Raw genomic sequence first — 16,817 nt, 5'->3', positions numbered from 1 at the left:
CAGGCTCTCTCACAAGGACACCCCACGCTTCCAGGGAATGAAGTCGTGCTGGGCCAGCCCCACGGCGCGGGTGGTATAGCGCCCAGACGCGGTCTCGATGCACAGCGCCAGCAGGTCATCGGCCAGCTCGTCGATGGAGGCCTCGCCCCGGATCACCGCTCCGCTATCGAAGTCGATGATGTCCGCCATGCGGCGGGCCAGGTCCGAGTTGCTGGCGACCTTGAGGGTCGGTGCCACCGGGTTACCCGTGGGCGTGCCGAGCCCGGTGGTGAAGATCACCAGGTTGGCGCCGGAGCCGACCAGAGCGGTAGTGGACTCGACATCGTTGCCGGGACTGCACAGCAGCGCCAGGCCGGGTCGCGTGGCGGTCTCGGTGTAGTCGAGGACCTCGACCACCGGGCTGTCGCCGCCTTTCTTGGCGGCCCCGGCGGACTTCATGGCATCGGTGATCAGACCATCGCGGATATTGCCCGGCGAGGGGTTCATCGAGAAACTCGCGCCGACGGCGTCGGCGTGGCGCTGGTAGGCCTGCATCAGCGACGAGAAACGTTCGGCGGTGGCGTCGTCGACGCAGCGCGACAGCAGTTCGTGCTCGACTCCGCAGAGCTCGGGAAATTCGCTGAGGATGCCGCTGCCGCCGAGGGCAACCAGGCGATCGATGACACCGCCCACCACCGGGTTGGCCGACAGACCCGAGAAGCCGTCGGACCCGCCGCACTCCACCCCGATACGCAGGGCCGATAGCGGCGCCGGCTGGCGGGTTACCTTGTTGGCCTCGCGCAGGCCATCGAAGATGGTGCCCAGGGCCTGTTCGATCAAGGCGTCTTCGCTGGTGCTGGCCTGTTGCTCGAGGTAGTGCACCGGGCGCAGGCCCTGCGGGTCCTTGCTTGCCACCGCCTGCTTGAGCATGGCGATCTGGGCCTTCTGGCAGCCAAGGCTCAGCACCGTGGCGCCGGCCACGTTGGGGTGGGTGATGTAGCCCGCCAGCAGGTTACACAGCGCCTGGGCATCGTCGTCGGTGCCACCGCAGCCCAGGGTATGGGTCAGAAAACGCACGCCGTCCACGTTGGGAAAGGGCGAGGAGGGAGGCTCGGTCACATGGCTCGGGCTATCGCCATGAAGCATCTGGCGTGCCATCTGCTTGTAGTCGCGGAAGGGGTCGTCACCCAGGGCGTCCGCCACACACTGGCGAAGCACCTCGATATTGCGGTTCTCGCAGAACACCAGCGGCACCACCAGCCACAGGTTGGCGGTGCCCACGCCACCGTCCGGACGATGGAAGCCGTCGAAGGTGTGATCCTCGAAGGCGGAAACGTCCGGTGCCTGCCAGTGTTCCCGGCGGGTGACCGGGGTATCCGAGTGGGTGAAGTGCTCCAGGTTGTCGGTGCGGATCACGCTGCCACGGGCGATCGCCCGGGTGGCCCGGCCGACGGTGACGCCGTACATGGTGACGGTGTCACCGACGGCCAGATCCTCGAGGGCGAACTTGTGCTTGTGGCGGATGGCTTCCACCAGCGTCAGGGTGTCGGCACCCTCGTCGATGCGGTGCCCCTGGGGCAGGTCGCGCAGGGCGACACGCACATTGTCGGCAGGATGGACCCGCAGGCTTTCCTGGGCGGGCTGGTCGCTGGCGATGGTCGCGTTGGACGACGCTGCCTTGTTCGATGCAGCGGTGGTCGATGACTGTGTGGACATGGGACGGTCCTCGGCAAAGGCGTTGACGTTGTTATCGTGACGGCCTGGTGATCGGGTGCAGCAGATGACGGTGGGTGCCGTACGCCGCCTGGTGAAAGAGTGTTCGGTGCCCATCGAAGGGGGCTCGCCGGTTCTGGCGTCGACTTATCGATCGAGGTGTATCATCGCCTTGATCACGCCGGCCTCACCGCCGCACCACACCGGCATGGTCTCCGGCAGGGCCTCAAGCTTGGCGCGATGGGTGATCATCGGGCGCACCTGGATACGGCCTTCTTCCAGCAGTTCGGTGACGCAGTCGAAGTCTTCGCGGGTGGCGTTGCGGCTGGCGAGCAGGGTCAGTTCTCGGCCGTGAAAGCTCGGGTCGTCAAAGCGAATGTCTGACTTGACGATGCTGACCAGTACGTAGCGGCCGCCGTGTCCGGCCAGGCCGAAGCCGGCCTCCATGGCGCTCGGGTTGCCGGTGGCGTCGAACACCACGTCGGCCAGTGCGCCGTCGTTGAGACTGGCCAGGCGCGCCTGCGGATCGTCCTCGCCCACTACCAGGGTCTGCTCGAAGCCGAGCGCTTCGCGGCAGAAGGTCAGGCGTTCGGCGCTGGTATCGAGCAGCAGTACCCGTGCACCGCGGGCCCGCGCGACCTGGGCGACGCCGATGCCGATGGGGCCGGCGCCGACCACCGCCACCAGTTCATCCGCTTCCACCGCGGCCCGGCGCACCGCGTGGGCACCGATGGCCTGGCACTCGATCAGTGCCAGCTCGTCTGGTTCCAGTGCCGGGCAGGCCACCAGATGATCGACCGGAACCTTCAGCCACTCGGCCATACCGCCGTCGCGATGGACGCCGATCACCTGCATCGCCTGACAGCAGTTGGTCTTGCCGCGCCGGCAGGCGCGACACTCGCCACAGTGCAGGTAGGGGATCACGTACACCGGCTGGTGCTCGAGGCGGGCACGGGTCGCCTCGTCCACGTCGTCGGCAAGGGCCTCCACCGTACCGGCCAGTTCGTGCCCCAGCACCCTGGGGTATTCGAAGTAGGGCTGGTTGCCGCCGAAGGCGTGGATATCGGTGCCGCAGACCCCGATGCGCGAAATGCGCACCAGGGCCTCGCCGCCGGCAAGCTCGGGGCGGGGGCGCTGTTCCAGGGCCATCTGCCCTGGTTCAACGCACACCGCCACGGTCATGGGCACGTCGGACTGGCTCATGCGTCCGAATCCTCCACGACCTTCTGGGTCTGCACCCCGAGGCCCTCGATGCCCAGGCGCATGGTCTGACCCGGACGCAGGAACACCGGCGGATTCTGGCCCAGGCCGACACCAGGCGGCGTGCCGGTGGAGATGACGTCGCCTGGCTGCAGGCTCATGAAGCGGCTCAGGTAGCTGATGAGGTAGGCCACCTGATAGACCATGGTGCGAGTATTGCCGTCCTGGTAGCGCTTGCCGTCGACCTCGAGCCACAGGTTCAGCGCCTGGGGATCTTCCACTTCATCCGGGGTCACCAGCCAGGGGCCGAGGGGACCGAAGGTGTCGCAACCCTTGCCCTTGTCCCAGGTACCGCTGCGCTCGAGCTGGAATTCCCGCTCGGATACGTCGTTGATCACGCAGTAGCCCGCCACGTGCTCGAGGGCGTCGGCTTCGTCGATATAGCGACCGCCCTTGCCGATGACCACGCCGAGTTCGACCTCCCAGTCGGTCTTGGAGGAATCGCGGGGAATGATGACGTCGTCGTCGGGGCCGCAGATGGCGCTGGTCCACTTGTTGAAGATCACCGGCTCCGGCGGCACCTCGGCGCCACTCTCGGCGGCGTGGTCGGCGTAGTTGAGGCCGATGCAGATGAACTTGCCGACCTGACCGACGCAGGGGCCGATACGGGTGTCGGCGGGAACCTCGGGCAGGCTTTCCAGATCGAGGCCGGCGATGCGCGCCAGGCTGTCACGTCCGAGGGCCTCTCCGGCAACGTCATCGATGACGCCGGACAGGTCACGGACACGTCCGTTGGCGTCGAGAATACCGGGAGCTTCCTGGCCGGGGGCGCCGAATCGCAGCAGTTTCATGGGGTGTCCTTTGTCGTTGATTGGATGGATAAGGTCGATGGATTGATGTCGTTGTGTCGTCTTTTACGCCAGCCAACCGCCGTCGATGATCTGGCTGGTACCTGTTGTATACGCCGATTCATCCGAGGCCAGATAGACGGCCAGTGCGGCTATTTCCTCGGGCCTGCCCAGGCGTCCCATTGGCTGGCGGTCGAGGAAGGCCTGGCGCACCTGGGCTTCGTCCTGTCCCTGAGCCTCGGCCTGGGCGCGAATACGCTGCGCCAGGGAGGGCGACTCCACGGTACCCGGACAGATGGCGTTGCAGCGGATGCCGTGGGTCACGTAGTCCGCCGCCACCGAGCGCGTCAGACCGATGACGGCGGCCTTGCTGGTGCCGTAGGCAAAGCGTCCGGCAACACCCTTCAGGCTGCTGGCGACCGACGCCATGTTGATGATGCTGCCACCACCGGCCTCCAGCATACCGGGAAGAAAGGTCGAGATGGTGTGGTACATGGCGGTGACGTTGATCGCCATGGAGCGCTCGAAGTCCTCGATGGAGCACTCCAGCAGGCTGCCGCTATGCACGTAACCGGCACAGTTGAACAGGATGGTCGGTGTCGGAATCTTCGCCCCCAGCTCGGCGATCGCCGCAGGGTCGGTCACATCCAGGGTGTGGCAGCGGACACCCCGGCGATCTGCCAGATCCTCGAGCTTGGCCGGATCGAGGTCGGTGGCGTGGACCTCCGCGCCCTCGGCGATAAAGCGCTCGACGGTGGCGCGACCGATGCCCTGGCCGGCGGCGGTGATCAAGGCGGTCTTTCCTGACAGACGCATGATGTCTCCTGTTGGCAGGGGCGACGAGGTTGTTGTCATGGCGGCGAAACATCAGGTGTCGTAGTGACGAAGGCCTGGTGCTCTCCCTCTAGCTGAAGCCTGCTGGTGCCGCGGGTTTTCGCTAGGTGGTATGACAGGATGCTAGCATGACGTTATCCGTAGTATGGCGCAGGTTGGCTGGATTGCAATTGGCGCCAAGGGCCGACTTTGGTCGCAAGGGATCAAGAGAGCCGGGGTAGCGGAATATGGCCGATAGCAAAGAGCGGGGACGGATAACGCTGGTCCGCGGGAAGAGGGCGCCGAGAACATAAAAAAAGGCGGCCGGGGAGGGCCGCCAGGAGGGCAGGGAACGCAAGAAGGATGGCGGATATCGCTGCCGAGAGACATCCTTCTCTCGGGGCAGCCCCTATGCCACTTCTGGACTCCGGGGCGAATCCAGTGGCTCGCCGGTAGACGTACCCTGCAAGGCCATAGGGTGACGCAGGGTCACCGCCATCGCTTCATGCTCGGTGGTGCCAGGTGCTTGTCTTGCCGGCCTTCGCGCTGCTGGGTATCGGGTGTTTATATGTCTATACGGCCGGCTGCGGTACGCATGTGCACGTACCGCACGTTTCTACATAGCACCTTTCATTGGCACCTTTCATTGGCACCTTTAGGCACCATATTCCAGATGGTCCCGGTTCCCGACTCTGACTCCCTGGCCGATGGTTCAGGCCCTGGGCTGTCGGAACGGGGGCAGACAGGCGATCAGCCGTCGTTGCCAAGCTGGGACTGGGTGCCGCCACCGGCGTCGTCGCCGGCGCCCTTGCCGGCGGTCAGTACCGGGTAGTACTGGGTAAAGACGAAGTCGTCGGCTGCCGCCGCCGCGTGGCAGGCGTTGCAGGCCGCGGTGGGGAAGGGCGCCGCTGTCTCCTTGAGACTCGAGTGGTCCGGCGTCGAGAAGCTGTAGTAGGCCCAGTTGCCGGGTTCATCCGGGAAGTGCTCGCTGCTCTTGATGGTCGCCTCGAGGCCGATGTATTCGCCCATGAAGTAGCCGTTGCCGCTGGCCGCCTGCTTGCTGCCGACGCTGATCAGCTCCTTGATCATGATGGCGCCATCGCGGAATTCACCGGTTTCCTTCCAGTGATCCCAGCTTTCCGGATCGATGTAGACGGCGTGGAACTCGGGAAAAGGCGCCTTGCCGTTGTTCATGTCATTGGGCGTGAGCGGGGTACCGACGAACACCCATTCGCGGAAGCCGGTGGGGCGCGTGAGCTCCCCGTCGGTGATCTCGAAGTAGGTCTCGGCGACCGCGTCAAAGGCGATCAGGCTGGCGCCCATGGCGGCGGCGAAGGCGGTGAGACGGGAAATCCTGAGCATGGTCTGTCCTCCTTGGTCACCGAGGCGCACCTGGACGCATCCATCCACGGGTGCTGCGCTGACGGCGACGAGTCACGGCAAGGGCGGCGCAGGCTTCTTGGGTGGCCTTTGGCTTGCTCCCTGTCCTTTATCCGGGCCTTGAGGCCCTTGTCTGATGATGGTCGATGTTCCTTGGTCCCCTCGCTCGCGCGAGTGCAGCGATGACGTTGCCGGTCTTGTTCCTGACCTTGCGTTGTTCCTGATCTTGCGTTCGCGATGCAATGCGCCTTGCGCAAGAACAACCGTCATATGTCGAAACACTGACTGACATCGGCGGGAGGGGTCTTGAAGGTATATGTCAGGCCCATGTCACTCGCCATGTCCGGCGCGGGAACTCGCATACCGCATGCGCGAATGCTTGAGTAGCAGCGCGTAATGGCACAGTTGGCGGCCTGAAACAAAAAAGCCTCGCCGAGGGCGAGGCAGAAGGGAGATGTCGGTTCGTGCGGGTCTTGCGTGGTGTCAGCCGCGCTGGTGGGCGAGCCAGGCGCGGATACCGTAGGTCCAGGGGGGCAGCTGGTCGGAGCGTTCGACGCGATTGACCAGAGCGCCCAGGCGAGGCGTCGAGATGGTGACCACATCACCCAGGTGATGGGTAAAGCCCTGGCCGGGCCCGTCGCGGTCCTGAATCGGCGAGAACATGGTGCCGAGGAACAGCATGAAGCCATCGGGGTACTGGTGATGCGCGCCGATGGTCTGGCCGACCAGGTCCAGCGGGTCGCGACTGATCTCGCGCATGTCGCTCTGGTCTTCCAGCAGGAAGTCGTCGTCGTTGCCTTCGATGCGCAGGCTGACCATGGCCGAGCGCACGTCGTCGATCGAGAAGTGGTCATCGAACAGGCGAATGAAGGGGCCGATGGCACAGGAGGCGTTGTTATCCTTGGCCTTGCCCAGCAGCAGGGCACTGCGTCCTTCGACATCGCGCAGGTTGACGTCATTGCCCAGCGTCGCGCCGCGGGCGTTGCCTTGTGCATCCACCGCCAGCACGATCTCGGGCTCAGGGTTGTTCCAGCGCGATGACGGGTGCAGCCCCACCGCCGCGCCCTGGCCCACCGCGGACAGCGGCTGCGACTTGGTGAAGACCTCGGCGTCGGGGCCGATGCCGACCTCCATGTACTGGGACCAGGCGCCACGGGACTGAAGCTCGGCCTTGAGCGCCATGGCCTCGTCGGAGCCGGGACGGATCTTCGACAGGTCACCGCCGATCACGCGCTTGAGTTCCTCGCGCAGCTCGCCGGCGCGGGCGGCGTCGCCACCGGCCTGCTCCTCGATGACGCGTTCCAGCAGGCTGACCGCGAAGGTCACTCCACAGGCCTTGATCGCCTGGACGTCGCAGGGGGCGAGCAGGTGAGGGGCGCGCTGGGGTGTCTGGCAGGAATTTTCCAGCAGGCTGTCCAGGCTACCCAGGGACTCGCCCTCGGCGTTGGCGATCAGCTCGGCGGCGTCGTCGCGTTCGAGCAGGTCGGCCATGACATTGATGGTGGCCGACAGGTCGATAAGCTGGCCGTCGCGAACGGTTACCAGGACGGGGCCTCGTTGGTCGTCGCGCCACACTCGGCCGACCAGCAGGGCACGGTCGGCGTCGTCGGGCAGGATGTCGCGGGCGGTAAGGCGGGGACTCATGTTAGGGCCTCTGTCTGTTGAAGGTGGGATCGTCATGGGCTCAGCGCTGCATTCTCGGCAGGATACGCCCGGGGCTCATCAGGCCGCGGGGGTCCAGCAGGCGCTTCAGGCCACGCATGATGTCGTGCTCCGGCGCCGACAGGCTTTCGAGGAAGTAGGGCTGCTTGACGCGACCGATGCCGTGCTCGGCGCTGATGCTGCCGTCGAACTCGGCGACAATGGCAAACAGCTGCTCTTCCAGCTCATGCAGCAGACTGCGCTTGTCGTCGTCGTCCAGGTGCGCCGGCGGCAGGATATTGAAGTGCAGGTTGCCATCGCCGACGTGGCCGTAGGCGATGACCTGAGAGTCCGGTGAGGCCTCGGCGATCGCCGCCTCCGCCTGGTCATGGAAGGCGGTAAGCTGCGAGATCGGCAGCGAGACATCGGTACGCAGGTGCTCGCCGCGGCGCTGCTGGCCTTCCAGCATGGCCTCGCGCAGCTGCCATAGCTGGGCCGCCTGGGTGTCGCTTGTGGCCAGCACACCATCCTCCAGCAGGCCGTCCTCGAGTCCTCGCTCGAATAGCGCCTCGATCATGCTGTCGAGATCGGCAGGCCCGCTGGCGGCGACTTCCATCAGCACGTACACCGGGTGGGGAGCATCCAGCGGGTCCGGCAGTGAGGGATCGGCCTCTAGGGCAAGCTCCATGCAGGCCCGCGGAATCAGCTCGAAGGCGGTCAGCAGGTCGCAGCAGCTGCGTCTTGCCTGGGCGTAGAGTTTCAGCACCGAGGCCACGTCGGGGCAGCCGATCAGCGCCGTGCGTGTCACCTGGGGACGAGGGTAGAGCTTGAGTACCGCGCCGGTGACGATGCCCAGGGTACCCTCCGCGCCGATGAACAGCTGCTTCAGGTCGTAGCCGGTGTTGTTCTTGTGCAGTGCCTTCATGTCGTCGAGCAGACGGCCGTCCGGCAGTGCCACCTCGATACCCAGTACCAGCTGGCGCATCATGCCGTAGCGCAGCACGTTAAGGCCGCCGGCGTTGGTGGCGATGTTGCCGCCGATCTGGCAGCTGCCCTGGGCGCCGAGGGCCAGCGGAAAGGTGCAATCCTCGGCCTCGGCGGCGTCCTTGATGGTCTGCAGCACGCAGCCGGCGTCGACGCTCACGGTGAAGTTGATCGGATCGATGGAGCGAATTTTATTAAGCCGCTCCAGGCTGATGACCAGCTCCGGTGTCTGGCTGTCCGGCAGGGCGCCTTCGACCAGGCCGCTGCCGCCGCCTTGGGGGACCACCGGAATATCGTGGCGATGGCAGTAGCCGAGTACCTGCGCCACCTGCTCAGAGGTCGCCGGGCGAGCCACCGCCAACGGCAGACCGCCGCGGGCGCCGGCCCAGTCGACCCGATAGCGCTCGAGGTCGTCTGTCAGCACGCCGGTGCTGCCCAGGGTCTCTCGCAGAAAGGTCAGCAGGTCGTCGTTGGCGCTCATCGGGGGCTTCTCCGCTTGGCGGGCGGCCAGGGGCCGCCCAGGTTGTTCAAGTTCGGGGTTATCGGAACCACAGCACCACTCCCGGGAACAGCAGGAACACGACCAGCAGTGCCACCAGGGTGAAGTAGAAGGGCAGCAGGCTCTTGACCAGGCTTTCCATGCCGACCTTGCCGACGCCACAGCCGACATAGAGCACGGTGCCCACCGGCGGGGTGATCAGGCCGATACCCAGGATGAAGGACATCAGCACGCCGAAGTACACCGGGTCGATGCCAAGCTTCACTACCACCGGCGTCATCAGCGGTGCCAGGATCACCATGGCAGGGGTCAGGTCCATGAAGAAGCCCACCACCAGCAGGAAGGCCGACAGGATCAGCAGCAGCAGAAGCTTGTTCTCGGTGATGGCGGACAGGCTCACCACCAGTTGCTGGGGAATCATGTTGGCGGTCAGAAGCCAGGCCAGCACGCTGGCGAAGGCCAGCAGCAGCATGACCACACCTGTCAGTCGACCGGTGCTCACGCACAGCTCGAAGAAGCGCTTGAGCGACAGGCTGCGATAGACGAAGAAGGACACCGCGAAGGCATAGACCAGCGCGATGGCGGCGCTCTCGGTGGGGGTGAAGACCCCGGTGAGGATGCCACCGACGATGATCACCGGCAGCAACAGCGCCAGGATGGCGTCCTTGAGGGCACTGGCGAGCTCCGGGAAGGAGAAGGCCTGGCCCTTGCCGTTCTTGCGTGACTGCACGTAGGTGGTGGCCGCCAGTCCCAGGGTGATCAGGATGCCGGGCACGATGCCGGCCAGGAACAGCTGGGAGATCGAGGTGTTGGTGACCACGCCGAACAGGATCATCGGGATCGACGGCGGGATGATGATGCCGACCACCGAGGCCGCGACCACGATGGCGGTGGCCATGGGCGCGCTGTAGCGATGCTGCTTCATCGGCTCGATCATCATGCTGCCGACCGCCGAGGCGTCGGCCACGGCGGAGCCGCTGATGCCGCCGAAGAACATCGAGGTCATCACCGCCACCTGACCCAGGCCACCGGCGACGAAGCCGACCATGGCGCTGGCCAGTCGGACCAGGCGGGTGGCGATGCCGCCCTCGCTCATCACCTCGCCGACCAGGATGAACAGCGGAATGGCCAGCAGCGGAAAGGAGTCCAGGCCGTTGACTGCCTGGGCGACGATGGGCGATAGCGAATAGTCGGAATAGAAGAAGATGAACAGGCTGATGGCGCCGAGGCCAAACGAGATCGGCATGCCAATGACGATGCAGATGGCAAGCCCGATAAGGATGCTCCACAGGATCATGGTTCGGACCTCCTGAGCAGGGCCACCAGGGCCAGGGTGTTGGCGATCAGGGTCAGCCCTGCCATCACCGGCATGGCGCTATAGAGCCAGGTCTTGGGGATGCCGAGCATGGGGGTAGCGCTGGTATAGCCGGAGATCAGCTCCTTGAAGCCGAGCAGGATGCAGATGCAGACGAGGTAGATCACCGCCACGGCGGTCAGTCCCAGCACGCGGCGCAGCCCGGCCGGGGCCAGGTCCTTGAAGTAGGTCACCGCCACGTGTTCCTTCTCGAGGCTGCCGAGCCCGGCGCCAAGCAGTACCAGCCAGATGAACAGCACCCGGGACAGCTCCTCGGCCCAGGCGTAGGAGGTATTGAGCACGAAGCGACCGAAGACATTGGCGGTCACGCAGAACACCACGCCGAGCACCAGCAATCCGACGGCGATGCGCAGCGTGGTAATCAACCACCCCAGGAGTCCCGGGGTGGAAGTGGAGGATAGGGTGGTCATGGGTCACCTCCGTGGTGACGACGACCCCGCCGCCGACAGCGGCGGGGTCGGGCTAGGGCTTACTGGGAAACAGCGCGGATATCGTCGATCAGCTCTCCGCCGATCTTCTCGCGCCACTCGTCATAGACCGGCGACAGGGTCTCTTGGAAGGTGGCCACCTGTTCCGGGGTCAGCTCGGTGATGTTCATGCCCTCGTCCATCAGCTCCTGCTTGATCTGGTCGTTGAGGGTGCGGCTGACTTCACGCTGGTAGTCGCCCATCTGCTTGGCGGCGTCGGACAGCAGATCCTGATAGCCCTCGGGCAGACGGCTCCAGAAGCGCTCGGAGACCAGGGTGATAAAGGGCGTGTAGACGTGGTTGGACTCGGTGGCGTAGTCCTGCACTTCGTTGAACTTGGACGATTGAATGGTGATCCAGGGGTTCTCCTGGCCGTCGACCACGCCCTGCTCGAGGGCGGTGAACAGCTCGGCGAAGGACATCGGCGTCGGGTTGGCGCCCAGGGTCTTCCAGATATCCAGGTGGATCGGGTTCTGCATGGTCCTGACCTTGAGGCCATCCAGATCCTCGGGCGAGGCCACCGCGTTCTGGCTGTTGGTCAGCTGGCGATAGCCGTTCTCGGCCCAGCCGAGGGCCTTGAGTCCATTGGTGCTGGCGGTTTCCAGCATGCGATCACCGATCTCGCCGTCGAGCACCTCGTCGGCCACTTCCGGGGTGGGGAACAGGAACGGCAGGTCGAACACCGCGAATTCCGGGAACATGTTGACCAGCGGTGACGTGGACGGCGCGGTCATCTCCAGGGTGCCGGACTGCAGCGCGCTGACCGCCTGGAGGTCATCGCCAAGCTGTGCGCTGTGGAACAGCTCGACCTGGATATGGCCGTCGCTGCGCGCCTCGACGATGTCCTCGAAGTACTCGAGGCCACGGTACTGGGCGCCGGACTGGGTGGTGCCGATGCTGAACTTGAGGGTGTAGTCATTGCCGTCACCTTCGACCACGGGTCCGTCGACCTCGGGGATCGGCGGCATCTCGCTGGCGGCCTGGGCGGTGGCAACACCACCCAGCGTCAGGCTGCCGATGGTCAGGGCGGCGATGGCCGCGCCCAGGCGGCGACGGGTGAAGGGGGCGACGGACGTTGTGATTGTTGTCATGCTTCTCTCCAATTTGCGTGGCGTGCTGGCCGGTGGAGCGGCTCAGGCGTCTTGCCAGGCCGCACCTTCGGGGTAGCGATGCATCTCGAGGGACTCGGGCTTCATGGTGATGCTGTAGCCCGGCGCCTCGGGCACCAGGTAGCGACCCTGACGGATACGCACCGGGTCGACAAAGTGCTCGTGCAGGTGGTCGACGTACTCCAGCAGGCGACCTTCCAGCGAACCGGAGACGGCGATGTAGTCGAACAGGGAGATGTGCTGGGTGTATTCGCACAGGCCCACGCCGCCGCCGTGGGGGCAGATCGGCACGCCGTACTTGGCCGCCAGCAGCACCACGATGATGACCTCGTTGAGCCCGCCCAGACGCGCCGCGTCGAGCTGACAGAAGTCGATCGCGCCGGCCTGCAGCAACTGCTTGAACATCACCCGGTTGTGGCAGTGCTCGCCGGTGGCGACGCCGATGCCACCCTCCAGGCCGCCCCTGAGGCGACGACGGATCTCGGCGTGACCGAGGATGTCGTCGGGGCTGGTGGGCTCCTCGATCCAGTGAGGATTGAACTCTGCCAGACGGCGCATGTTGACGATGGTCTCGTCCACATCCCACATCTGGTTGGCGTCCATCATCAGGGTGCGTTGTTCGCCGATCTCCTCGCGCAGGATCGCAGCGCGCCGGCGATCTTCCTCGATGTCGCCACCGACCTTCTGCTTGAAGTGCTGCCAGCCCTCGGCCAGGGCTTCGCGGCACAGTCGACGCATCTTTTCCTCGGAATAGCCAAGCCAGCCTGCGGAGGTGGTATAGCCGGGGTAGCCCTCGGCCTTCATCTCGGCCTCGCGCTCGCCCTTGGTACCGGCCTTGCGACGCAGCAGGGCGATGGCCTCCTCGGGGGTGATGGCGTCGGTGACGAAGCGGAAGTCCAGGCAGCGCACCAGCTGTTCCGGGCTCATGTCGACCAGCAGCTTCCAGATCGGCTTGCCTTCACGCTTGGCCCACAGGTCCCAGATAGCATTGACCAGGGCGGCGCTGGCCAGGTGCATCACGCCCTTTTCCGGACCCAGCCAGCGCAGCTGGCTATCGCCACTGGTCAGCTCGCGCCAGAAGGTGCCCATGTTCGCGGTGATGTCCTCGAGCTTGCGGCCCACCAGGGTGGGTGCCAGGGCGTTGACTGCAGCGACGCAGAGATCATTGCCGCGGCCGATGGTGAAACTCAGACCGTGGCCCTCGTCTTCCTGATCGGTGTGCAGGATGACGTAGGTGGCCGAGTAGTCCGGTGCTTCGTTCATGGCATCGGAGCCATCGAGCTGGCGTGAGGTGGGGAAGCGGATATCGCGGGCGTCGACCCGAGTGATGGTGGTCATGCTGGCGGCCTTGTGGTGAATATTGTTGGTTGTCCGACGAGTGGCCAGGGAAAGCATCATGGGCGTCGATCAGCGGTTGGCTGCTTGCGGAAAGCGCCTGCCTCTCTGGTTGCTCTCCCGTTACTCTCTTGCTGCTGTCTCGTCGTTCTATTGTCAGTGAGGGCAGTCTAAACAGAGCGCTAAAAGAACGGCCAATCCAAGTTTTTGGCCATTTGATAACCTCAGGTTATCATGTGTTTTTCAATCATCGGGATGATGCGCTACATGCCCCATGACAGCGGTATTCACGCCAAGACGTGGCTGCGGATCAGGCATATGGTATTGCTGGTCGCCTTGGACGAAAGTCGTAACATGCACGCGGCTGCAAGGCAGCTGAACATCAGCCAGCCGGCGGCCAGCAAGATGCTCAAGGACATCGAGGGATTTCTCGGAATACCGCTGTTTCTGCGTGAGCCCGGGCGGATGGAACCGACCGACGCCGGTGTGACGGTATTGCGCTATGCACGGCGTCTGCTCAACGACACCGATCGGCTGGTCGAAGAACTGGCTTCACTGCGCGAAGGTGGGCACGGTCGGCTGGCGCTTGGCTCGGTACCCGGTGCCGCCCCGGTGATGTTGCCAAGGGCCATGGCGGAGTTGAAGTCGCACCGGCCGCGGCTCGCCATCTCGTTGATCGAGAACTCTAGCGATCGACTGCTGGTGGATCTCGAATACAAGCTGCTCGACGCCGTCATTGGCCGCTACACCGAGCCGTCCCAGCGTCATCTGTTCGACTTTCTGCCGCTCAAGGAGGAGCCGGTGTCGGTGGTGGCGCGACCCGACCATCCGCTGTGTCAGGGGACGCCTGAGTTGGCCGAGGTGGTGCGCTGGCCCTGGGTGCTGCACCCCATGGCGAGCCCCATGCGCGGGTTGTTCGAGGCGGCCCTGGCCGAGGCCGGCGTCGCCTCGCCGCGCAACGTCATCGAGACCACCTCCACCCAGGCCTCGCTTCAGCTGGTGGCGAGTACCGATACCCTGTCGCTGTTGCCAAGCTCGGTGGTCAAGACCACCTTCTCTCAAGGCCGTTTCGCGGTACTGCCGCTGACCATCGGTGAGCCGCTGGGCTACTACGGCGTGCTCACGCGCAAGGGCGAGCCCTGGCCTGAACTGCTGACCGAGTTTGTCGCCAGCCTGGTCGGAGAAGAGGATGCGCCCTGAGCAATATCGTGGGCAGGAATGATCGTGGGCGTGAAAGGATGTTTCTGGGATGTCTTGGCCAATAAGTTGGGCGTTTCATGCCGGCAATAATGACCAAGATATTCGCTGAATAAGCGTGAAATGTCACCGATTATGGATTGGGTGTGATTGCAAAGGCAGGAGGGAACGGTAGCGGGAGGATGTCTGGATAGGTGTCTGGATAGATGTCTCGATGACTGTCTTCAAGGCTATCTTGATAAGCGACGTGATGTGGGGGGGTAAGTGTGCCAATAGCCGTCGCTGAATCATGAGCCAAGGCCATCGTTCCCTGCAGGTCTTTATCATGCGATACGGACCGAAGGACGATGACAGAAAGGCGGGGCCAGAAAGACCAGGACAGAATGACAAGAACAAGAAAAAGAAGACGAGACAGGAGGCGCCGATGATCGGCGCCTCCGTCCGTTCGCTTCAACCATGGCTTCAGCTACGTGTTCAGCCATGTCTTCAGCCACGTCTTCAGCCATGTTTTCAGCGATGTCTTCAACTACGTCGGTTCAAGACCCTTGGTTGAAGACGTGTGCCAGGCGGTTTACGCCTCGCGCTTGCCGTCCACCAGGCGGCTGACGTTCAGCGGGTTGCCATCCTTGAGCGCCTGCGGCAGCAAGGCGTCCGGCAGGTTCTGATAGCACACCGGGCGCAGGAAGCGGTGGATGGCGGCGCTGCCGACCGAGGTGGTGCGCGAGTCAGAGGTGGCCGGATAGGGGCCACCGTGGACCATGGCGTGGCACACCTCGACCCCGGTGGGCCAGCCGTTGGCCATCACCCGTCCGGCACGCCGCTCGAGGATCGGCAGCAGGCCACGGGCCGCGTCGATGTCGCCGTCGTCCATCTGCAGGGTCGCGGTCAGCTGGCCCTCGAGCCCCTCGGCCAGTGCCTTGACCTCGTCCAGGTCAGCACACTCGATCACCAGCGAGGTCGAACCGAACACCTCGGCCTGCAGCGCCTCATCATTGAGGAAGTCGCTGGCCTTGGCCACGAACAGGCCGGCCTGGCACTGGTTGGGTCCGTCGCCCTGGGGGCCGCGCGCCACTTCACGGGCCTTGTCGCTGCCGCCCAGGGTGTTGACGCCCTGGGTGTAGGCGTCGTGGATGCCCGGCGTCAGCATGGTCTGTGCGCCGGCACCCTTGACCGCTTCGGCGGCGGCCTCGACGAAGCCGTCCAGCGCCTCGCCCTTGACCGCGATCACCAGCCCCGGGTTGGTGCAGAACTGGCCGGCACCCATGGTCAGCGAGCCGACGAAGGCCTCGCCCAGCTCCTTGCCACGGGCCTTGAGCGCCTCGGGCAGCAGGAACACCGGATTGATCGAGCTCATCTCGGCGTACACCGGGATCGGCTCGGGACGCGCCTGGGCGGTCTTCATCAGGGCGGTGCCACCGCTGCGCGAGCCGGTGAAGCCCACCGCCTTGATCCGCGCGTTGCTGACCAGGCCCTGGCCGACCTCGCGACCGGAACCAAACAGCAGCGAGAACACGCCTTCCGGCAGTTCACAGCGGGTCACCGCCTTCTGCAGCGCGCGGCCGACCAGCTCGGAGGTGCCGGGGTGGGCGGAGTGGGCCTTGACCACCACCGGACAGCCGGCGGCCAGGGCGGAGGCGGTGTCGCCGCCGGCCACCGAGAACGCCAGCGGGAAGTTGGAAGCGCCGAACACCGCCACCGGACCCAGCGCGATATGGCGCTGGCGCAGGTCGACCCGCGGCATCGGTTCACGGTCCGGCAGGGCCGGATCGTGCCGCACGTCGAGCCATTCGCCGGCACGTACCACCGAGGCGAACAGGCGCAGCTGGCCGCAGGTACGGCCGCGCTCGCCCTGCAGACGTGCCTGGGGCAGGCCGGACTCCTGCATGGCGCGCTCGATCAGGGTGTCACCGAGCGCCTCGATCTCGTCGGCGATGGTCTCGAGAAAGGTCGCACGGGCCTCGAGGCCGGTTTCGCGGTAGCTATCGAAGGCTGCCCAGGCCAGTTCGCAGGCGCGCTCGACCTCGGCCTTGGAACCTGCCTTGTAGCCAGGCTCGAGGGTCTCACCGGTGGCCGGATTGACGGCGTGGATGGGCTCGCCCTTGGCCTCGACGGCCTGGCTGCCGATCAGCTGCTTTCCTTCCAGAGTCATGTTGGCTCCTTTTCGCTTGCGGGGATGGGGTTGTCGGTTTGCTGTCTGGTACCAGTGTCAACGCCGGCTCGACCTGCGTTCAATGCTCGTGTCGTCATTGTTCGGGACAGTCGAAGCCTGTCGCCGGT

General features: G+C 65.0%; 13 protein-coding genes. 1 reads left to right on the top strand and 12 read right to left on the bottom strand.

Annotated elements, in window-relative coordinates; translation table 11 throughout:
* Nucleotides 1–9: 9 nt before the first annotated feature.
* The 11 genes from RBB39_RS03530 to RBB39_RS03480 form a co-directional block, all read right to left on the bottom strand.
* Nucleotides 10–1,695, bottom strand: coding sequence for a UxaA family hydrolase (locus RBB39_RS03530; protein ID WP_045995043.1), 1,686 nt, complete (start codon nt 1,693–1,695; stop codon nt 10–12).
* Nucleotides 1,696–1,839: 144 nt separating this feature from the next.
* Nucleotides 1,840–2,895, bottom strand: a complete 1,056-nt coding sequence (locus tag RBB39_RS03525; RefSeq protein WP_239452631.1) for a zinc-binding alcohol dehydrogenase family protein — start codon at nt 2,893–2,895, stop codon at nt 1,840–1,842.
* Nucleotides 2,892–3,743, bottom strand: a complete 852-nt coding sequence (locus tag RBB39_RS03520) for a fumarylacetoacetate hydrolase family protein (RefSeq protein ID WP_045995044.1) — start codon at nt 3,741–3,743, stop codon at nt 2,892–2,894. Before RBB39_RS03520 ends, RBB39_RS03525 begins: the two co-directional genes overlap by 4 nt.
* A gap of 63 nt (nt 3,744–3,806) precedes the next feature.
* Nucleotides 3,807–4,556, bottom strand: a complete 750-nt coding sequence (locus tag RBB39_RS03515) for an SDR family oxidoreductase (protein ID WP_045995045.1) — start codon at nt 4,554–4,556, stop codon at nt 3,807–3,809.
* 747 nt (nt 4,557–5,303) lie between these two features.
* Nucleotides 5,304–5,915: a cytochrome P460 family protein gene (locus tag RBB39_RS03510; protein ID WP_045995046.1), complete on the bottom strand. Its 612-nt coding sequence runs from the start codon at nt 5,913–5,915 to the stop codon at nt 5,304–5,306.
* Between the two features lie 501 nt (nt 5,916–6,416).
* The gene (locus tag RBB39_RS03505; RefSeq protein ID WP_045995047.1) at nt 6,417–7,577 is read right to left on the bottom strand and encodes a fumarylacetoacetate hydrolase family protein; all 1,161 of its coding nucleotides are present in this window, start codon (nt 7,575–7,577) and stop codon (nt 6,417–6,419) included.
* 40 nt (nt 7,578–7,617) lie between these two features.
* Nucleotides 7,618–9,039 (bottom strand): FAD-binding oxidoreductase, encoded by a 1,422-nt coding sequence (locus RBB39_RS03500; RefSeq protein WP_045995048.1) that lies wholly within the window; start codon nt 9,037–9,039, stop codon nt 7,618–7,620.
* A gap of 58 nt (nt 9,040–9,097) precedes the next feature.
* Complete coding sequence (locus RBB39_RS03495; RefSeq protein WP_124804836.1) at nt 9,098–10,354, bottom strand: TRAP transporter large permease; 1,257 nt, start codon at nt 10,352–10,354, stop codon at nt 9,098–9,100.
* Nucleotides 10,351–10,842, bottom strand: a complete 492-nt coding sequence (locus RBB39_RS03490; RefSeq protein WP_045995049.1) for a TRAP transporter small permease — start codon at nt 10,840–10,842, stop codon at nt 10,351–10,353. Before RBB39_RS03490 ends, RBB39_RS03495 begins: the two co-directional genes overlap by 4 nt.
* A 59-nt stretch (nt 10,843–10,901) precedes the next feature.
* Nucleotides 10,902–11,990: a TRAP transporter substrate-binding protein gene (locus tag RBB39_RS03485; protein ID WP_083970675.1), complete on the bottom strand. Its 1,089-nt coding sequence runs from the start codon at nt 11,988–11,990 to the stop codon at nt 10,902–10,904.
* Between the two features lie 42 nt (nt 11,991–12,032).
* A complete protein-coding gene (locus RBB39_RS03480) occupies nt 12,033–13,346 on the bottom strand; it encodes an L-fuconate dehydratase (RefSeq protein WP_045995055.1) in 1,314 nt (437 codons plus the stop codon).
* 231 nt (nt 13,347–13,577) lie between these two features.
* Here RBB39_RS03480 and RBB39_RS03475 point away from each other — a divergent pair, with 231 nt between their 5' ends.
* Nucleotides 13,578–14,543, top strand: coding sequence for a LysR family transcriptional regulator (locus RBB39_RS03475; RefSeq protein ID WP_083970676.1), 966 nt, complete (start codon nt 13,578–13,580; stop codon nt 14,541–14,543).
* A 568-nt stretch (nt 14,544–15,111) separates the two neighbouring features.
* Here RBB39_RS03475 and RBB39_RS03470 read toward each other — a convergent pair.
* Nucleotides 15,112–16,689: an aldehyde dehydrogenase (NADP(+)) gene (locus RBB39_RS03470; protein WP_306168794.1), complete on the bottom strand. Its 1,578-nt coding sequence runs from the start codon at nt 16,687–16,689 to the stop codon at nt 15,112–15,114.
* Nucleotides 16,690–16,817: the final 128 nt, after the last annotated feature.

Source organism: Halomonas sp. MMSF_3323 (assembly GCF_030733595.1).
Lineage (GTDB): Bacteria > Pseudomonadota > Gammaproteobacteria > Pseudomonadales > Halomonadaceae > Halomonas > Halomonas litopenaei.
The sequence above is the reverse complement of the archived record's forward strand: the minus strand, read 5'-3'. Positions and strand labels throughout refer to the sequence as shown.